This is a genomic window from Pseudomonas sp. 05L36 (assembly GCF_056398125.1).
Map to the genome: position 1 here is coordinate 148,516 of NZ_JBFTOU010000009.1, position 18,745 is coordinate 167,260.

Annotated in this window: 19 protein-coding genes; 4 read left to right on the plus strand and 15 right to left on the minus strand. The window is 59.3% G+C overall.

From position 1 onward, the window contains the following. The first annotated feature begins 114 nt into the window (after positions 1 to 114). On the plus strand, positions 115 to 837 hold the full coding sequence (locus AC1DKH_RS12705; RefSeq protein WP_223462210.1) for a lysophospholipid acyltransferase family protein: 723 nt from the start codon (positions 115 to 117) through the stop codon (positions 835 to 837). 160 nt (positions 838 to 997) lie between these two features. Continuing rightward, positions 998 to 1,969: a magnesium and cobalt transport protein CorA gene (locus AC1DKH_RS12710; RefSeq protein WP_477798325.1), complete on the plus strand. Its 972-nt coding sequence runs from the start codon at positions 998 to 1,000 to the stop codon at positions 1,967 to 1,969. 97 nt (positions 1,970 to 2,066) lie between these two features. On the opposite strand, the gene AC1DKH_RS12715 is transcribed toward AC1DKH_RS12710, so the two are convergent. From AC1DKH_RS12715 to AC1DKH_RS12725, 3 genes are all read right to left on the minus strand, one after another. Further along, positions 2,067 to 2,789 carry an amidotransferase gene (locus AC1DKH_RS12715; RefSeq protein ID WP_477762411.1) on the minus strand — a complete coding sequence of 241 codons (723 nt, stop codon included), beginning with the start codon at positions 2,787 to 2,789 and terminating at the stop codon, positions 2,067 to 2,069. A 95-nt stretch (positions 2,790 to 2,884) separates the two neighbouring features. Further along, positions 2,885 to 5,029: a 3-hydroxyacyl-CoA dehydrogenase NAD-binding domain-containing protein gene (locus AC1DKH_RS12720; RefSeq protein WP_477798326.1), complete on the minus strand. Its 2,145-nt coding sequence runs from the start codon at positions 5,027 to 5,029 to the stop codon at positions 2,885 to 2,887. Between the two features lie 24 nt (positions 5,030 to 5,053). Further along, the gene (locus tag AC1DKH_RS12725) at positions 5,054 to 6,259 is read right to left on the minus strand and encodes an acetyl-CoA C-acetyltransferase (RefSeq protein WP_477798327.1); all 1,206 of its coding nucleotides are present in this window, start codon (positions 6,257 to 6,259) and stop codon (positions 5,054 to 5,056) included. Positions 6,260 to 6,862: 603 nt separating this feature from the next. On the opposite strand from AC1DKH_RS12725, the gene AC1DKH_RS12730 reads away from it, so the two are divergent. After that, positions 6,863 to 7,684, plus strand: coding sequence for a c-type cytochrome (locus AC1DKH_RS12730; protein WP_477798328.1), 822 nt, complete (start codon positions 6,863 to 6,865; stop codon positions 7,682 to 7,684). 118 nt (positions 7,685 to 7,802) lie between these two features. Here AC1DKH_RS12730 and AC1DKH_RS12735 read toward each other — a convergent pair whose 3' ends face one another. From AC1DKH_RS12735 to AC1DKH_RS12780, 10 genes are all read right to left on the minus strand, one after another. After that, complete coding sequence (locus AC1DKH_RS12735) at positions 7,803 to 8,612, minus strand: transglutaminase family protein (protein WP_477798329.1); 810 nt, start codon at positions 8,610 to 8,612, stop codon at positions 7,803 to 7,805. Next, complete coding sequence (locus AC1DKH_RS12740) at positions 8,609 to 9,559, minus strand: alpha-E domain-containing protein (RefSeq protein WP_477754166.1); 951 nt, start codon at positions 9,557 to 9,559, stop codon at positions 8,609 to 8,611. Before AC1DKH_RS12740 ends, AC1DKH_RS12735 begins: the two co-directional genes overlap by 4 nt. A gap of 12 nt (positions 9,560 to 9,571) precedes the next feature. Further along, a complete protein-coding gene (locus tag AC1DKH_RS12745) occupies positions 9,572 to 10,981 on the minus strand; it encodes a circularly permuted type 2 ATP-grasp protein (RefSeq protein WP_477798330.1) in 1,410 nt (469 codons plus the stop codon). Between the two features lie 373 nt (positions 10,982 to 11,354). Beyond that, a complete protein-coding gene (locus AC1DKH_RS12750) occupies positions 11,355 to 11,699 on the minus strand; it encodes a ribonuclease E inhibitor RraB (protein ID WP_477754168.1) in 345 nt (114 codons plus the stop codon). A 210-nt stretch (positions 11,700 to 11,909) separates the two neighbouring features. Continuing rightward, entirely contained in the window at positions 11,910 to 12,143 is a 234-nt protein-coding gene (locus AC1DKH_RS12755; protein WP_477754169.1) for a hypothetical protein, read from the minus strand. A gap of 216 nt (positions 12,144 to 12,359) precedes the next feature. Then, positions 12,360 to 13,235, minus strand: coding sequence for a polyamine aminopropyltransferase (gene speE / locus AC1DKH_RS12760; RefSeq protein ID WP_477798331.1), 876 nt, complete (start codon positions 13,233 to 13,235; stop codon positions 12,360 to 12,362). 160 nt (positions 13,236 to 13,395) lie between these two features. Continuing rightward, a complete protein-coding gene (locus tag AC1DKH_RS12765) occupies positions 13,396 to 13,587 on the minus strand; it encodes a PLD nuclease N-terminal domain-containing protein (protein WP_007993066.1) in 192 nt (63 codons plus the stop codon). 82 nt (positions 13,588 to 13,669) lie between these two features. Beyond that, positions 13,670 to 14,200 (minus strand): hypothetical protein, encoded by a 531-nt coding sequence (locus AC1DKH_RS12770; RefSeq protein WP_477798332.1) that lies wholly within the window; start codon positions 14,198 to 14,200, stop codon positions 13,670 to 13,672. 151 nt (positions 14,201 to 14,351) lie between these two features. Beyond that, the gene (locus AC1DKH_RS12775) at positions 14,352 to 14,858 is read right to left on the minus strand and encodes an ankyrin repeat domain-containing protein (protein ID WP_477798333.1); all 507 of its coding nucleotides are present in this window, start codon (positions 14,856 to 14,858) and stop codon (positions 14,352 to 14,354) included. Between the two features lie 97 nt (positions 14,859 to 14,955). After that, positions 14,956 to 16,794, minus strand: a complete 1,839-nt coding sequence (locus AC1DKH_RS12780) for a long-chain-acyl-CoA synthetase (RefSeq protein WP_477798334.1) — start codon at positions 16,792 to 16,794, stop codon at positions 14,956 to 14,958. A 369-nt stretch (positions 16,795 to 17,163) separates the two neighbouring features. Here AC1DKH_RS12780 and AC1DKH_RS12785 point away from each other — a divergent pair, with 369 nt between their 5' ends. After that, complete coding sequence (locus AC1DKH_RS12785; RefSeq protein ID WP_108219055.1) at positions 17,164 to 17,442, plus strand: DUF3509 domain-containing protein; 279 nt, start codon at positions 17,164 to 17,166, stop codon at positions 17,440 to 17,442. Positions 17,443 to 17,503: 61 nt separating this feature from the next. Here the strand turns inward: AC1DKH_RS12785 and mtnC are convergent, their stop codons facing one another. Together mtnC and AC1DKH_RS12795 are read right to left on the minus strand one after the other, a co-directional pair. Next, the gene (gene mtnC, locus AC1DKH_RS12790) at positions 17,504 to 18,187 is read right to left on the minus strand and encodes an acireductone synthase (RefSeq protein ID WP_477798335.1); all 684 of its coding nucleotides are present in this window, start codon (positions 18,185 to 18,187) and stop codon (positions 17,504 to 17,506) included. Between the two features lie 4 nt (positions 18,188 to 18,191). Beyond that, a complete protein-coding gene (locus AC1DKH_RS12795; RefSeq protein WP_477798336.1) occupies positions 18,192 to 18,737 on the minus strand; it encodes a 1,2-dihydroxy-3-keto-5-methylthiopentene dioxygenase in 546 nt (181 codons plus the stop codon). Positions 18,738 to 18,745 lie beyond the last annotated feature (8 nt).

Genomic DNA, 18,745 nt, shown 5'->3' on the forward strand with positions numbered 1-18,745 from the left:
CTGGTCGGAAACATCAGCACAAACATCGGCTATCTCCCACTTCCCTGGCAGTAATTGCCGAAAACAGTGCACATCCGTACACTGCGCCACCTTTTGTCCCGGTGGGGCCTGTAGATGCTGTTTTTGTTTCGTATGTCATTGATGGGCCTGCACTTTATCGTGGCGGGTGTGCTGGGCGTGATTCTCGGCCTGTGCCGGCCATTCAACCCGGACAACAGCCGTCTGTGCGCACGCCTGTACGCATGGCCGGCCATGTGTATTTTGCGTTTGCGGGTGAAGGCCGACGTCGGGCCGTTGATGGATAAACCGGACAGTTGCGTGATCATCGCCAATCACCAGTCCAACTACGACCTGTTTGTGTTTGGCAACGTGGTGCCCCGCCGTACCGTGTGCATCGGCAAAAAGAGCCTGAAATGGGTGCCGCTGTTCGGACAGTTGTTCTGGCTGGCCGGCAATGTGCTGATCGACCGCGGCAATGCGCACAAGGCGCGCAACTCGATGTTGACCACTACCCACACCCTGCAAAACAAAGACACCTCGATCTGGGTTTTCCCGGAAGGCACGCGCAATCTGGGTGAGGACTTGCTGCCCTTCAAGAAAGGCGCCTTTCAGATGGCCATTGCCGCCGGGGTGCCGATCGTGCCGGTGTGTGTCAGCAGTTACGTCAAACACATGCGATTGAACCGCTGGCGCAGCGGGAAAATTCTGATTCGCTCATTGCCGGCGATTCCCACCGCCGGATTGAGCCTGGACGACATGCCCATGCTGATCGCCCAGTGCCGCGAGCAGATGCGTGAATGCATCGAATCGATGGACCGGCAACTGCAAGCCGCCTGAAAAACAAAACCCGCCTGGTGCGGGTTTTCTTTTGCCTGCGAGTCTTTATCCAGAACTCGGCAGATTTAACTGACTCTCAAACACTGCAAGGCTAAGCTGATCAACACCGCCATTGCATTTGTTGCCAATCAAAAGCTGCCAAAAGAAGTGAATCACCATCATGGGTAGAGTTGTTGCTTCAGCGGTTTATAGCGCCGGTAAGAGAGTCACCAATATCACCCTCGACGAAGGCGCAGCCTGGGCTGCCAAGCCCGGACACTTTGTCTGGATCGGCCTCGAGGAGCCGAACGCCGAGGAACTCTACAATCTGCAACGCCAGTTCAAGCTGCACGAACTGGCCATTGAAGATGCCCTGGAAAAGCACAGTCGACCGAAGCTGGAAACCTTTGGCGATGCGTTGTTCATCGTGACCTATTCGCCCATCCGTCATGAAGGCAAACTCGAGTTTATCGAGACGCATATCTTTGCCGGCAATGGCTACATCATTACTGCGCGCAACGGTCACTCCGCGTCCTACGCCCATGTTCGACAACGCTGTGAGGCGCGTCCGCTATTGCTTGAGCACGGGGAAGATTTCGTACTCTATGCCATCCTCGATTTCGTGATCGAAAACTACCAGCCGATGGGCGAAGCCATTCACGCGGAAATCGATGAGCTGGAACGCAACGTGTTATGCGGCGTGTTGAATGACTACGACATCCAGAAGCTGCATGGCCTGCGTCGTGATGTTTTGCGCTTGCGTCGTTATGTGGCACCGATGATTGAGATCGGGGAGGAATTGCAGAGGCTGAGCTTCCCGTTCATCGACAAGAACATGCGGCCGTACTTTCGCGATGTGCAGATTCATGTGACACGGCAGATGGAAGACCTGACGACCCTGGCAGATATTGCCAGCCAGACGATTGAAGTCGGGGTGCTGTTGGAGGCCTCTCGCCAGAGCGTGGTGCAACGCAAGTTTGCGGCCTGGGCGGCGATTCTGGCCTTCCCGACGGCGGTGGCGGGTATTTATGGAATGAATTTCCAGAACATGCCGGAGTTGAGCTGGCAATTCGGGTATTTCGGAGTGCTGGGGTTTATTACAGTGGGTTGTTTGGGGTTGTGGGCTAGTTTCAAGAAGTCGGGGTGGTTGTAGTCGAGACCGAGGTGATTGGGAAATTCGCTGGCAAGCCAGCTCCTACAATGGGTACGCAATCCCCCGTAGGAGCTGGCTTGCCAGCGAAGCTTTTGCTTCAGGTCGTTTGAGGCTTGTGCGCCACAAACCGCATCATCCACTCGGCCACCGTGGCGCCGTGGTGTTCCTGTTCCAGGCTCGCGATACCTTTGGAGTAGACCTGCTCACCCAGTGCCTGCTGGCGAATCTCCAACAAGGCGCGGGAGTAGTCGTGGATGAATTCCGGATGCCCCTGGAAGCACAGCACCTGATCGTTGATGTGGTAGGCGGCATACGGGCAGAAATCGCTGGAAGCGATGACAGTGGCGTTCTCCGGCAGTGACGTAACCTGGTCCTGGTGACTGATCAACAACGTCAGTTCTTCGCGCACCGGGCTCATCCAGGGCGCCTTGGCGGCCAATTTGTAGTTGTGGGTGCCGACGCCCCAGCCTTGGGTTGCACGTTCGCTCTTGCCACCAAGCAGCAGTGCCAGCAACTGATGACCGAAGCAGATGCCCAGCAATTTGTCGCCGTGCTCGTAGCGGGTCAACAGATATTTCTTGAGGGTTTCGATCCACGGGTCGGTGCCAAAGGAATCGGCCTTGCTGCCCGTCACCAGGTAGGCGTCGAATGTCAGGTCGTCGCTTGGGTATTCACCCTGCACCACGTTGTAGACCGTGAACTCGGCGGCAATCGGCTGCTGCGAAAACAGGTGTTTGAACATCTGCCCGTAGCCCTGATATTGGTCAACCAATTCCGGACGCAGGTGGTCGGTTTCCAGAATGCAGATGCGTAACGACATAAAAAATACCTGACACGTGATGGGAATAATGCACACCTCAGAGCCTGCCTTGAAACGCTGTGACAAGGCAAGCCCCGAAATGCAACATCTCCCCCTTAGAACGCCTCCCCTTTGGCCGCCTTCTCCAGCAGCAAGGCGGGCGGCGCGAACCGCTCGCCATATTGCTTCGCCAGATACTGGGCGCGGGCAACGAAGTCCTGCACGCCGTACTGGTTGATGAACTGCAGCGCACCGCCGGTCCAGGCGGCGAACCCGATGCCGAAGATCGAGCCAACGTTGGCATCCGCCGTGGAGGTCAACACGCCCTCCTCCACACAGCGCACGGTTTCGATGGCTTGCACGAACAGCAAGCGATCACGCACATCCTTCGGCGAAATCTGCCCATCGGTTTTCTCGAAGCGGGTTTTCAACTCCGGCCACAAGTGTTTCTGGCCGCCCACCGGATACTCGTAGAAACCTCCACCGGCAGCCTTGCCCGGACGCTTGAACTCATTGAGCAGCACGTCAATCACGGCAAATGCCGGGTGTTCTATCAGCGGTTTCCCTTCTGCTTGCAAGTCCTTGGCGGTTTGCAGGCGGATATGGCTCATCAGGCTGAGGGAAACTTCGTCAGAGATCGCCAGCGGTCCTACAGGCATGCCGGCTTTGCGCGCTTCAGTCTCTATCATCGCCGCGTTGATGCCTTCACCCAGCATGGCGATGCCTTCGTTGGTGAAGGTGCCGAACACCCGCGACGTGAAGAAACCGCGGCTGTCATTGACCACAATCGGGGTTTTCCTGATTTGCAGGACGTAATCGAAGCCGCGGGCCAGGGTTTCGTCGCTGGTATTGGCGCCCCTGATGATTTCCACCAGCGGCATTTTTTCCACGGGGCTGAAAAAGTGCAGGCCGATGAACTTGCTCTGATCGGGCACGGCGCACGCCAGGCCGCTGATCGGCAAGGTCGAGGTATTGGAGGCGATAACCGCGTCCGCGCCGACGACCTTCTGCGCCGCCAACGAAACCTTGGCTTTCAAATCTCGATCCTCGAATACGGCCTCGATGATCAGGTCGCAACCGGCCAGGTCGGCATCGCTTTCGCTGGTTTGAATGCGAGACAGAACGGTGTCGCGTTGCTCGAGGCTCATTTGTCCGCGAGCGACTTTCTTGTCCAGCAGCGCCACCGAATGCGCCTTGCCCTTCTCAGCCGCCGCGAGGTTGATGTCCTTGAGCACCACCTCGATACCCGCCGACGCGCTGACAAACGCGATACCGGCGCCCATCATCCCGGCGCCGAGCACGCCGACCTTGCGGGTGACATAAGGCGCAAAACCTTGAGGTCGCGAGCCGCCGGCATTGATTTCATTGAGCTGGAACCAGAACGTGCCAATCAGGTTTTTCGAGACCTGGCCGGTGGTCAGTTCGGTGAAGTAGCGGGTTTCGATCAGGTGTGCCGTGTCGAAATCCACTTGGGCACCCTCGACCGCCGCGCAGAGGATTTTCTCCGGCGCGGGCATCGTGCCCTGGGTTTTGCTGCGCAGGATCGATGGCGCAACCGCCAGCATCTGCGCGACTTTCGGGTTTGACGGTGTGCCGCCCGGTATCTGGTAGCCCTTCACGTCCCAGCGCTGTACCGCCGTCGGGTTGGCGAGAATCCACGCCCGCGCCTTGGCCAACAGGTCTTCTTGATCGGTCGCCAGCGCGTCGATCAATCCTGCCTGCAACGCTTGTTGCGGTCGCAGCCTCTTGCCTTCAAGCAGATAAGGCAGGGCTTTTTCCAGGCCGAGCATGCGTACCATGCGCACCACGCCACCACCGCCCGGCAGCAGACCGAGGGTGACTTCCGGCAGGCCGAGTTGCACTGATGGATTGTCCAGCGCCACGCGGTGATGGCAGGCCAGGCAGATTTCCCAACCGCCGCCCAAGGCGGCGCCGTTGATCGCGGCGACCACCGGCTTACCGAGGGTTTCCAGAGTGCGCAACTGGCCCTTGAGGGTCAGCACCATGTCGTAGAACGCTTTGGCTTGGGGCTTGCCGACCTTGATCAGTTCGTTGAGGTCGCCGCCAGCGAAAAACGTCTTCTTGGCCGAGGTGATGATCACACCGGCGATGCTGTCCTTGTCGGCCACCAGGCGCGCAACGCAGTCAGCCATGGCTTCGCGGTACACCGCGTTCATGGTGTTGGCGCTCTGACCGGGCATGTCGATGGTCAGGACAACGATCTGGTCCTGGTCTTTTTCGTAACGAATGGCTTCGTTCATAACTGGGTTCCTTGAAGTCCGGGCTCAGAGGCGTTCGATGATGGTGGCAATGCCCATGCCGCCGCCGACACACAGGGTCGCGAGGCCATAACGCAGGCGTCGGGCTTCCAGTTCATCGAGCAACGTGCCGAGAATGGCGCAACCGGTGGCGCCCAGCGGGTGGCCCATGGCGATTGAGCCGCCATTGACATTGACCTTGTCCGGATCGACGGCCATGTCCTTGATGAATTTCAACACCACGGAGGCAAAGGCCTCGTTGACCTCGAACAGATCGATGTCTTCAACCCGCAGCCCGGCCTTGGCCAGCGCCTTGCGGGTCGCCGGCGCAGGGCCGGTGAGCATGATGGTCGGGTCGGTGCTGGTGACCGCAGTGGCGACAATCCGCGCCCGGGGCTGCAAGCCCAGCGCCCGGCCCTTGGCTTCGGAGCCGATGAGCATCAGCGCCGCGCCGTCGACGATTCCGGAACTGTTGCCTGGGGTGTGGACGTGGTTGATCCGCTCGACGCGGCTGTAGACCCGCAGTGCGGTGGCATCGAAGCCCATCTGCCCCATCATCTCGAAACTTGGCTTGAGCTTGCCCAGGCCTTCCAGGGTCGATTCGGCGCGGATGAACTCATCGTGATCGAGCAGGACGATGCCGTTCTGGTCCTGCACCGGCACCAGCGACTTGTTGAACGAACCGTCGGCCCGCGCCCGCGCAGCCTTTTGCTGCGAATGCAGCGCATAGGCATCGACGTCCTGACGGCTGAAGCCTTCAAGGGTGGCGATCAGGTCGGCGCCCACACCCTGTGGCGTGAAGTGGCTGTGCAGGTTAGTCGCCGGGTCCAGCGCCCAGGCCCCGCCATCGCTGCCCATCGGCACCCGCGACATCGACTCGACACCACCGACCACCACCAGGTCTTCGAAGCCGGAACGCACTTTCATCGCGCCGAGGTTCACTGCCTCCAGCCCCGAAGCGCAGAAACGGTTGATCTGTACTCCCGCCACACTGACATCCCAATCGGCCACCTGAGCGGCGGTCTTGGCGATGTCGGAACCTTGATCACCAATCGGTGTCACGCAGCCGAGCACCACGTCATCGACCTGACTGGTATCCAGAGCCGTGCGCCGTTGCAGCGCGGTGAGCAAACCGGCAACCAGGTTCACCGGCTTGACGCTGTGCAAGGCGCCATCGGCCTTGCCTTTGCCACGGGGCGTGCGTAACGCGTCGAAAATCAATGCTTGGGTCATGACGTCCTCGAACCGCAGTGCAGATGGGTAAATACCGAGTGCCCACTCTTGGCCCGAGCCACGTTTGATTCAATGACCGCAGCGCTCACAGACGTTGACGCTCACGCTCAGACGGACGGTAGTCAGCTACCGGATTAACCGATTCAAGACACCAAGCTGTCTAGCCAACGGGCGCCAAAGAAGCTGGCAATAGGCCTCATACCTTTTTTAAAGCGAATCGTAACGACTCCATATGAAATGGATCTAAACCAAGCGCAACGCGGGCTCTAAGGTGAACTTGTACGAAGTTGTCGTCGGGTTTTGCCGAGGCGCTCGTCACTACAGGAAGTGCAACGCTCTGCCACCATGGAGCTATGCGGGCAGGCATCAGGAAATAACAAAAAAGGCGGTCAAGCCATGTTCAAACAATCGAAAGTACGTCAAGCCGGGCTCATCCTTTTCGCCACCACGCTGTTGTTGATATTGCCGAACCTGACCAAGGTGATCGGCTAGTCGCGTCTAAAAGATACGGCGTCACAGTTTTTGAATTGCCACTCTCAAAATGTGACTGGCCCGCTACCCGGGCCAGCGTGGCTGTGCCAATCTTTGCGGCACTTGCACGACATGGACGGCGATCACTTGAAAATGCTCATTCTGCTCGGGGCCATGCTGTTCGGCTCGCCCCTGTATGCCGCACAGCTGAACCTGGAGCTGGGCGCGAACAGTCGCACCTGGCAGACCGAGCAATTGCTCAAGCATCCTCAGGCTCAAACCATCAACATCAGCAACGACGTTTCCTACAAGCGGGACATGAGTTACCGCGCGGTGCCGCTGTCCGCATTACTGACCGGCATCAAGCCTGACGACCACCTGCAAGCCGTGGCCCTGGATGGCTTTGCCGCCGAAATGGCCGCGGCGCCGCTGCTCAATACCCAGGGTGCACAGGCATGGCTGGCGATTGAAGACCCGGCCAAACCCTGGCCACCGCTATCGGAAGGCAAGCCGGGCGCCGGGCCGTTCTATCTGGTCTGGAGCAATCCGCAGGCCGGCAACATCAGCCCCGAACAGTGGCCGTTCCAGGTGGCGAGCATCAAACGCCTGGCGCCCGTGGCCGAGCGTTTCCCTGCCCTGCTGCCCGATCCGGCGTTGAAGGCGGATGATCCGGTGAACAAGGGATTTGCGTTGTTCCAGAAGAATTGCCTGGCCTGCCATCGACTCAACGGCGCCGGGGACGCGCAATTCGGGCCGGACCTGAATATTCCGTACAACCCGACCGAGTACTTCGGCGCGGACTTCCTCCTGCGCTACATTCGCGATCCACAGAGTTTGCGCCAGTGGCCGCAGGCGAAGATGCCCGGGTTCTCGACCGAGGTGTTGCCGGATGGAGATCTGGGGATGCTGGTGGGGTATTTGAAGCATATGGTGGGGCGCAAGGTGAAGCCGTAACAACATAGTACCTGTGGGAGCGAGCTTGCTCGCGATGGCGTCATTTCAGTCAGTACTTTTGTGACTGACACTCCGCTATCGCGAGCAAGCTCGCTCCCACAGGGATCACCTCTGCCTGTTACTGCTGCTGCACTGAAATCACCGGCGCCGGCGTCGGTGAAACCAGCACCTTGGCGTGCATCTGCTCACACCCGCCGCCCCGGCGCATCCCGCGCACCGGACAGGCATCCAGGTAGTCCAGGCCCACCGCCAGCTTCAGGTGACGTTCCGGCCGGGCCAGTTCATTGGTCACGTCGAAGCTGTACCAGGCATCATCCAGCCAGGCTTCGGCCCAGGCGTGGCTGGCCAGGTGTTCGCTGTTTTCGCTGTACAGATAGCCCGACACATAACGCGCAGGAATGCCCAGGCTGCGGGTACAGGCGAGAAACGCGTGGGTGTGGTCCTGACACACACCGGAGCGTCCGGCAAAGGCCTGGGCCGCGCTGGTGTCCACTTCCGTGGAGCCCGGCGTGTAGGTCATATGCTGGTTAAGGCCATGCATCAGATCGATCAGCGCCGTGCGATCGCGGCGTTGCCTGCATTCCTTCTCGGCGAACGCACGCAGGGCGGCATCGGCTTCGGTCAAACGGGTGAAGCGCAGAAACGGCAGCGCCGACTGGCTCTCGTGTTCGGCCTCACGCCATTCGTCGATATCGACCTGGCCACGGGCGCCGATGATGATCGCCTCGTGCGGTTCGTCCAAGGTCAGCACATGCAGGATGTTGCCGAACGGATCGAGTTGCGCCCGCACCGGACGCGGCAGGTCGAGCTGCCAGCTGAGCACGTGCTGACGCTCGCTGTCGTGGGGAGTCAGGCGCAGATACTGGATGCTCGCCCGCACCTTGTCTTCGTAGTGGTAGGTGGTCTCGTGGCTAATGGAAAGTCTCATGCGGCCTCCAGATAAGAACTGTGAATCGCGTTACCCAACTGGCGCACCAGCGGGATGAACTCGGTCAGCCAGGCGTGCAGGCCTTCGTCAAGAATTTCGGTGATGCCGGTGTAGCGCAGGCGTGCGTCCATTTCTGCCGCCAGGCGTTGTGCTGGACGACCATTGGCCCCCGGTAATTGCGCGAGGATCAGGTCGATTTCTTCGGTGCAGGCGCGCAGGGATCGCGGCACATCGGCCCGCAACAACAGCAATTCCGCCACATGCCGGGCACCGGGGGCATCGCGGTAGATTTCCGTGTAGGCCTCGAACGACGACAACGCCCGCAACAACGCGCTCCATTGGTAATAGGCGTGAGCGGTGCCATCGCTGACCGCTTCGGCTTGGTCGCCGGCCATTTCGTAGCGGGCATCGAGCAGGCGCAAGGTGTTGTCCGCCCGCTCGATAAAGGTCCCCAGACGAATAAAGCGAAACGCATCGTTACGCATGATGGTGCCGTAGGACGCGCCCCGGAACAGGTGGGAACGTTCCTTGATCCACTCGCAGAAACGGCTCATGCCGTAGCGACTGAGGCCCTGTTCGGCGATGCCGCGAATTTCCAGCCACGTGGCGTTGATGTTTTCCCACATGTCGGCGGTGATGCGCCCACGCACCGCATGGGCGCTGGCCCGTGCGGCACCGAGGCAGCTGTAGATGCTCGCCGGGTTGGCCGCATCCAGGGCGAAGAAATGCAGCAGCCGTTCGGCATGCAATTCACCATGGCGCTCCAGGTAATCGTCCAGGGTGCCGGTGATCAACAGTGGCATGGCCAGTTCGTGCAAACCGTCGCCACGACCGTCTTGCGGCATCAGCGACAGCGAATAGCTGATGTCGAGCATCCGGGCGAGGTTTTCCGCCCGCTCCAGGTAACGCGACATCCAATACAAATCCGAGGCAGTTCTACTTAACATGACAGGCTTCCTTTAATCCTCGACCACCCAGGTGTCCTTGGTTCCGCCGCCCTGGGAGGAATTGACCACCAGGGAGCCTTCGCGCAGGGCGACGCGGGTCAAGCCGCCGGGCACGACCCGGGTTTCACGACCCGACAGGACAAACGGCCGCAAGTCGATGTGGCGTGGAGCGATGCCGTTTTCGACAAAGGTCGGACAGGTCGACAGCGACAGCGTCGGTTGCGCGATATACGCATGGGGCTTGGCGATGATCCGCGCGCGGAAGGCTTCGATTTCCGCCGCCGTCGCCGCCGGCCCCACCAGCATTCCGTAGCCGCCGGAGCCCTGGGTTTCCTTGACCACCAGTTCTGGAAGATTGGCCAGCACGTGGGAAAGCTCGGACGGATTGCGGCACTGCCAGGTCGGCACGTTCTTCAGGATCGGTTCTTCGTCCAGATAGAAACGGATCATGTCGGTAACGAACGGATACACCGACTTGTCGTCCGCCACCCCCGTGCCGATGGCATTGGCCAGCACCACGTTGCCGGAACGGTAGGACGACAACAGCCCCGGCACGCCAAGCATCGATTCCGGGTTGAAGGCCAGGGGATCGAGGAAGGCGTCGTCAAGGCGACGATAAATCACGTCAACCGCTTTCGGCCCGTCGGTGGTGCGCATGTAGACCTTGTCGTCACGCACGAACAGGTCAGCGCCCTCCACCAGTTCCACGCCCATTTCCCGCGCCAGGAACGCATGTTCGAAGAACGCACTGTTGAAGCGCCCCGGCGTCAGCACCACCACGCTCGGGTTATCGATCGGGCTTGAGCTTTTCAGTGTGTCGAGCAGCAGGTTCGGGTAATGGTCGATAGGAGCGATGCGTTGCGCCGCGAACAGCTCGGGGAACAGGCGCATCATCATCTTGCGGTCTTCGAGCATGTAGCTGACGCCGCTCGGTGTGCGCAGATTGTCTTCGAGCACGTAGTAGGTGCTATCGCCGTCACGCACCAGGTCGACGCCGGAGATGTGCGAGTAGATATCGCGGTGCAGATCCAGGCCCTGCATCGCCAACTGGTACTGCTCGTTGGCCAGCACCTGCTCGGCCGGAATGATGCCCGCCTTGATGATGCGCTGTTCGTGGTAGAGGTCGGCGAGGAACATGTTCAACGCCTTGACCCGCTGGATGCAGCCGCGCTCGACGACGCGCCACTCGCTGGCGGGGATGCTGCGGGGAATGGTGTCGAAGGGAATCAGGCGCTCTGTCCCTTGCTCATCACCGTAGAGCGTGAAAGTAATCCCGGCGCGATGAAACAGCAGATCGGCCTCGCGTCGCCGTTGTGCCAGAAGCTCGTCAGGCGTCTCGGCCAGCCAACGGGCAAACTCCCGATAATGCGGGCGGACCTGGCCGCCGGCATCGTACATCTCATCAAAATAGTTGCGGATCATGCCGTACTCCTTGTCACTCGGACGTCCAGACCTTCGCAAGGCCCGTGCCATCGGCATAAACGCTTAGATTTCAATCGGTTGGATAATCAAGACGCACGCGCCGCACCAATCCTGTGCGACAAATGCCCCAACCTGATTGCCCCCGCTTCATTGCAAGGCGCTGTGATCGCCTATCACCAGCATAGTCTGTAGGAGCCAGCTTGCTGGCGAAGGGGCCCCTGAGTCATGCGTCGCTCTTCGGGGACGCCTTCGCTGGCAAGTCGGATCGCCGCACCGCAGCTCCTACGGGGTCGTGTTCAATGTCCTGTCGGCGAAAACGAAAACGGCCAACCCGAAGGTCAGCCGTCATTGCTGGTTGTCACTGTTCATAAGGTTATGCGAGTCGCCCTCGTACCTCCTGTTTCACACCCCAGCCTTCGATGATGCCGCCCAACGGCTCGACCACTGCTTCGAAACCCTGTTCGAAATCGCCGATATCGTCGTAGGTGGCATACATGACTTTGCACAACTCCAGCGCCCAGGCGCCATCGTCGCGCACACTGACTTGCGCATCCAGGGCTTCACCACGGTGGAAATGACCTGCCGCCCTGCGTGCCCGCTCCTCGTCCGGGAAAATGGCGTAGAACTCGATGGGATGAAACCGCGAAAAGTCAAAACCGCCTTCTTTCATGCGGCGCAACACGCTGCTGCTGATGTCTTCTTGATAGGCTGTGCTCATGAAACGTCCTCCTCAAAACGATGGATAGACTTTCCGTACTCCCTCACCCGCAACCGAACAGCGCGAGCGACGGCAACCGATGTGCCGGCGGGAAACAAGCATGGAGCTGACAAGACCAGACCTTAGCGATTCATTCGCTGATCTCGCTTGCAGAGTAGCCTCAAGATAGAGCCTCTGCCAAGGCCTGGATGTGAATGCGACAGGTGCCGTTCAGATTGGAGTAATGCCGAGGATTTGAATGCTGTTCTGGGTCTTGAGGTTCTTGACGCTGGCGTCAGCGGTTCGCCCTTCCAGATCGTTCAGATCCAGTTCGGCGGCAATAGGAAGGAGCCGGGCCTTGATGAGTTTGGCAGCGCGTTCGTTATCCGGGCACTCGTCGCACTCAAAGACTTCGTCGACAGTTTCACCGTGATCATCCACGAAAGTGATTTTCCACTTTTGCATTGGTGCCTCCTCGATAAAACCCATGGATGGGCTTACCTCTATCTCGACCTTGTTAGCTGGCTAATTGTTCCGGTGGATCTGCACCCATCGCAGATCTCTGTAGGAGCGAGCCTGCTCGCGAAAAACTTGAGAACGCCGCGTTAAATCAGACATCCCGCGTCATCGTTCACGTCCATCGCGAGCAGGCTCGCTCCTACAGGTCTGTGTTTCAACCCATCAGTCGTTGCTTGGCTTGTTCACTGCCTGCAACACGTATTGCGGCAAGGCGAACGCACCGATGTGGATTTCTGGATTGTAGTAGCGGGTGATGATGCCGCTGCCCGTGAAACGCTGTTGCAGGGTTTCGCGGGACAACTTGCGATAAGCGGTATTGGTCGCGCCCCAGGCAAAGGTCATCGAGCCACCGATGTAGGTCGGCACGGCGGCCTGGTAGAAGTGCCAGTCCGGGAACAGGCTGCGCAGGCGACCGGCGGTGGTCTTCACTTCTTCGATCTGCATGAACGGCGTGCCGTTCTGCGTCACCAGGATGCCGCCTTCGTTAAGGCAGCGGTGGCAGGCCTGGTAGAAGTTTTCCGAGAACAGCACTTCCCCCGGTCCGATCGGGTCGGTGGAGTCGGAAATGATCACGTCGAATTTTTCAGTGGTGGTGGCGACGAAACGCATGCCGTCGTCGATCACCAGGTTCAGGCGTGGATCTTCGAATGCACCGTTGGAGTGGTTCGGCAGGAATTCCTTGCACATGTCGACCACGGTGCCGTCGATCTCGACCATGGTGATGTGCTCGACACTGCGGTGCTTGGCCACTTCACGCAACATGCCGCCGTCGCCGCCGCCGATGATCAGCACACGCTTGGCGGTGCCATGGGCGAGGATCGGCACGTGAGTCAGCATTTCGTGATAGATGAACTCGTCGGCTTCGGTGGTCTGGATCACGCCGTCCAGCGCCATCACCCGGCCCATGCGCGGGTTCTCGAAGATCACCAGGTGCTGGTGCTCGGTGCGCACTTCGTGCAGCAGTTTTTCCATGCGAAAACGCTGGCCGTAGCCTTCGTAAAGGGTTTCCAGGTAGTCGCTGGTCGGGGTGTTGCTCATGGGAAGTGCTCCGATGAATGCGGGTGGCAACGGACGGTTACCCGCCCATGATGGTCATTCGAGCGTCTCGATTGACCGGGAAAGGCGCGCATTCTACGTCGCGGAACATGACAGGTCGAACCTTCGTCATCGAAGTACCCACAGGTTCAGTGTCGCCTGTTTAGAATTTGACGTTGCCCCGCGGTCCGGCGATGGCCCAGATGATCAGTCCCAGCACTGGCAATAGCGCAATCAGCAGCACCCAGAGGATTTTCATCCCGGTCTCGGCGCTACTTTTGAAGACGTTGATGATGGCCCAGATGTCCAGGGCAAAAATGATCAAGGCAACCAGGCTGTTGAACGTGGAACCCATGGTGACGCTCCTGAAGAGTGATTTGCCCTCTCAGGATAGACGGTCGCCGCGAGGGTTCCTTTTTATTGACAGTGTTTGGCTATCAGACGTGGATCGCCACTTTCAAGGCTTCCAGGGATGGCGCGGCCACGATGCCGACTTCGGCGCACAATTCCAGCACGCGTGGCAGGTCATTGCCGTAGACCAGCACCACCTGCAATTCGTCATCGAGCAACTGGCTGAAGTTCATCAGCGTGTAGCCACCGTTTTCCTTGTTCATGCTGCTCATCTGCACCTGGATGCGGTTGAGCGCGGTCAGGGCTTCGGTCTTCGCCAGTTGCTTGGGCTTGAGATTGAACTCCACGCCCGGGCCGAACGAGGCGACGATTTGCGCGAACAGATCCATGTAGGTGTCCGCCTGGAACAGCACCGTTTCCGGCAGGCTGCCGACCACCACCCACTCACCCAACGGGATCGGGAAGCTGTCGTCGTAGTTGATGTCCGGATTGGCGGTCAGGAAAGCATCCTGATCGGCGTAGGCCTGGGCCGCTTCGTCCGCGACCTTGAGGATTTCGTCTTCGCCCATGCACCCGGAGCTGATTTTGCTGATGAGTTCGACGAGTGCGGCTTTCATGGGGCGGATCCTGTAGCGAGGGGAATGTTGAGGGCGCGAAGGATAGCGCAAGCCAAAAAAGATCGCAGCCTTCGGCAGCTCCTACAGGTGTACGCCACTCAATGTAGGAGCTGCCGAAGGCTGCGATCTTTTAAAGCAATCAGCCAATCAGCTACTCAAGCTGAGCAACCGTATCGGTAGCGCCCATGGTTTTAGCCGCTTCCAGCGCGGTGATGCCATTGGCGTCCTTGGCTTTCGGGTCGGCGCCCTCGCCGATCAGGTAATCGACCACTTCAACGCGGTTGAACATCGCCGCCATCATCAGCGCCGTGCGGCCATCGAAGGACGAGCCTTCAACCTGCGCGCCACCCTCGACCAATGCCTTGATCACCGCCAGGTCGCCCTTGAAGGCGGCGCCGGCAATCGGGCTCTGGCCGTTGTCGTTGCGGATCTCCGGGTCGGCCTTGTGCTCCAGCAGGACTTTTACCGTGTCCACGTGGCCGTGGTACGCGGCCAGCATCAGCAAGGTATCGCCCTTGTGGTTACGCAGGTTCGGCGGCAAACCCTTGGTCAGCAGCGCGGCCATCATTGCCGCATCGCCCTCCCGTGCCTTGTTGAATACCTGTTCGGTGAATTCGGCGGCTTCTTCGGGGGTCATCTGGCGGCTTTTGTCTGACATTGGGCACTCCCTTTTCTGTCATTCGTAAAAGCCGACAGTTTCCCGAGCGGCCCCGGCACTGTCACTTGTTTTTTCTCATGGGCCGCCATAGCCAGATTCAATAGCGGTACTTTCCGCCGTGAATGTCGGACAACAACTGCTCGGTGACCTGCACGTAAGTCTGGGTCCCCGGCAGCCAGGCATAGATCGGGTCATCTCCGGTTTTACCCGGGTCGAAGGCCTCGTCCTTGAGTCGGGTCTTCTGATATTTGAACGTTCCGGTGGTTTCCATTTTCACTTTCACCCGCAGGAACAACGGCACCGCATAGGCCGGCATTTGCTCACGGGCGAAGGCCAGCAGTTCGCTGAAGTCCAGGGTTGCCAGGGATTCGGCAGGCGTGATCGCCGCCATCCCGGCGCGGCCATTGGTGTTGCGGATTTCCACGCCATAGGCCACGGCTTCGGAAATATGCGGGTGTTGCAGGAGTATGTTTTCAACCTCCGTGGTCGAGACGTTTTCGCCCTTCCAGCGGTAGGTATCGCCCAGGCGGTCGACAAACTGCGCATGACCGAAACCGATGTTGCGCAACAGGTCGCCGGTGTTGAAGTAGCGGTCACCCCTCTCGAACACATCCTGGAACACGACCTTGGCGGTTTTCTGCGGATCGGTGTAGCCGTCCAACGGTGCCTTGTCGTCGATTTTCGCCAGCAACAACCCCTGCTCGCCCTTGGCGACCTTGCGCATCAAGCCATTGGCCTGACGAATCGGCGCGCCGCTGTCGTGGTCGTACGCGACCAGCTCCCAGGACATCAGGGAAAAACCGATGGTGTTGTCGAAATTGAGAATGTTGGTGAAACCGATATTGCCATCGCTGGCGGCGTACAGCTCACAGATGTGATTGACCGCAAAGCGGGTCTTGAACTCGCTCCAGGCGCCGGGACGCAGACCGTTGCCGATCATTTTCTTCACCTCGTGCCGGCTGTCGTCGGCGCTGGGCGGTTGATCGACCAGGTAGCGGCACAGTTCGCCGACATAACCGATGGTGGTCGCCCGGTACTTGCGCGCATCGTTCCAGAACTGACTGGCGCTGAATTTGCGGCGGATGGCGAACCCGCTGGCACCACTGACGGCCGCCCCCCAGCACACGCAAAGGCCCGTGGCGTGGTACAGCGGCAAGGTGCAATAGACGACATCGTCGGGGCGCATGTCCAGGGCGATCATGCCGAAGCTCGCAGAGTTGCGCATCCAGCGTCCGTGCTTGAACACGCCAGCCTTGGGCAGCCCCGTGGTGCCCGATGTGTAGATATAAAAGCAAGGATCGTCGAAGAAAATCTGCCGGCTGCTGGCCGGGTTGTCGCTGGCATCGTCGAGACTGGCGGTCATCAGGTTGATGAAACCTTCAGGCGCGATACCCGGTTGGCGAGAGGTGTCCTGATCGGCGACGAACCAGGTTCGGTCAGCCTTGATCGACACCCGATCACGCACCGTCAGGTACGCCGGGACCAACTCTTCACCGACAACGATCGCCACCGGCGCCACCAGATTCACACTGTGCACCAGGGTGTCGCGGGTCTGCGAGGTATTGAGCAGCGCACTGATCGCGCCGACCTTGGCCACCGCGAGAATCGTCACCAGCAGTTCCGGACGGTTCTCGATAAAGACCGCCACCACATCACCCTTGCCGATGCCTTGGCCGATCAGGTGATGGGCGATGCGATTGGCCCATTGGTTGACCTCGGAGTAACTGAGCGTTACGTCGCCTTGCAACAGCGCCGGGCCATCCGGGTTGCGCAACGCAGCTTGCTCGACACTCCAGCCCAAACCACACGCCTGGGTCGGGTCCTTGACGTTGGCGGCCTTCATGCCCTTCACCACCCGGGGGATGGCCTTGGCGATGGAAGGCAACTTGCGGAGCATCATGCCCCAGGTAATCGTGTCGTTCGACGTACGGCTCATGATTGCTCCCGTTCGATCTTTTTTTATTGTCGGGTGGCTATGACTGAGCCCGAAAATACGTCAACGGTTCTTGAGCTGTACACGCGGTTTTTGAAATGTTTTGTATCTGCGATCTTGATCTACGATCTTGATCTGCGATAGCGCTGCGCGAAGATGATCCCGTGCGCGCCAATTGGTTCCATCGAGTCGCCGACGTACCTGCAAAATGCAGGATGCACGATGGCCATTCATGCAGATTGCACGAAAGCAAAAATCACCAAAAACAATAAGCTATTGATTTTATTAACACTTAACCACTGAAAATACTGGCACAAAGGCTGCAACAGTCTCCCCATGCTTACCATTCAAGTCATCACGGAGCTGAACGACATGAGCCTTATCCAGGAAAAATTTTCGTCCTTGTTCTCCAACTTCGCAGTCACTACCCAGGACCGCCCTGATGGCGGGATTCTGCTGACCTTGCGCAGCGCCGACGGCAGAGAATTCATGCGCTCGATCTCCTACCAGCAATTGCACAATGGCGATCAACTGTCCTGGGTCATCAGCGCGATTCGCCGTGACCTCGCTGAACAGGCCAGCGAATTGCCGCAGATTTCCATGCTGCAGAGCCAGCAACGGTTTGCCCTGCCGACCTATCACTCGCTGTAAAAAACATTGTGGAAAAACACTGTAGGAGCGAGCCTGCTCGCTCCTACAAGTTGTGTAGTGCTTAGAAGGCGGCAGGATCGATCCGCGCAAAGCTGTCCACGGTGACATGCCCTGCCAGTTCACCGCCCTCACGGGCCAACCCGCAAGTGGCCATCCCCGCCGCACGCGCCGCCTCGAGTTCTTCGACGATGTCCGACAAAAACAGAATCTGTGCCGCCTCGACCTCAATCGCCTGCGTAATGTTGGCGTAGGACTGCGCCTCGCGCTTGGGCCCTGAAGTGGTGTCGAAGTAACCACTGAACAACGGTGTCAAATCCCCCGCCTCCGAGCAGCCGAAGATCAACCGCTGGGCCTGGATCGAACCGGACGAATAAACAAAAAGTTGATAACCGTCCTGATGCCAGTGCTTGAGCGCGTCAACGGCATCCGGGTACACGTGCCCCTTCAACTGCCCGGCCAGATAGCCCTGCTCCCAGACCATTCCCTGCAACGCTTTCAACGGAGTGGCCTTGCGGTCTTCGGCAATCCAGCCCAGCAGGATCTCGACAACGCGCTCGACATCGGCGTCCGGCTCATTGCTGTCGCGGCGCACGGCAGCCAGTTGCTCCGCCACATCGGCGCGCTCGGCGTGCTGACGGACAAACGCCGGCAAGTGTTTGGCGGCATAGGGGAACAGCACGTCGAACACAAAACTCACCGCGCTGGTGGTGCCTTCGATGTCGGTGAGAATCGCTTTGATCGGCATCGACTCAGTCCTCCAGGCGCGGGAATTGGCTGGCGATGTCTTCGCCGGTGAAATTGGCCACCCAGCCTTCCGGGTTGTTGAACAGACGGATCGCGACGAAATGCGGGTGTTCGCCCATGTCGAACCAGTGTTTGGTGCCGGCCGGCACCGAGATCAGGTCGTTTTTCTCGCAGAGCACCGCGTAGACGTAATCGTCGATGTGCAGGGTAAACAGGCCACGGCCGGCGACGAAAAATCGTACTTCATCTTCGCCATGGCGGTGTTCGTTGAGGAACTTGGCGCGCAGTTCGGCTTTTTGCGGGTGATCACTGTTGAGGCTGATAACGTCGACGGTGATGTAACCGCGCTCAGTCATCAGCTGGTCGATCTGCTCCTGGTAGGCGGCAATCACTTCTTCCTGAGTGGCGCCCGGCTGGATCTTCGCCGCCGCCTGCCAGCGGTCGAAACGCACGCCCTGCTCGGCCAGGGTCGAGGCGATGTCTTCGAAATGGGTCAGCACCTTGTTGGGGATCTCAGGGCTGGAGACGTGATAGACGGACAGGCTGCTCATCAGGGCAA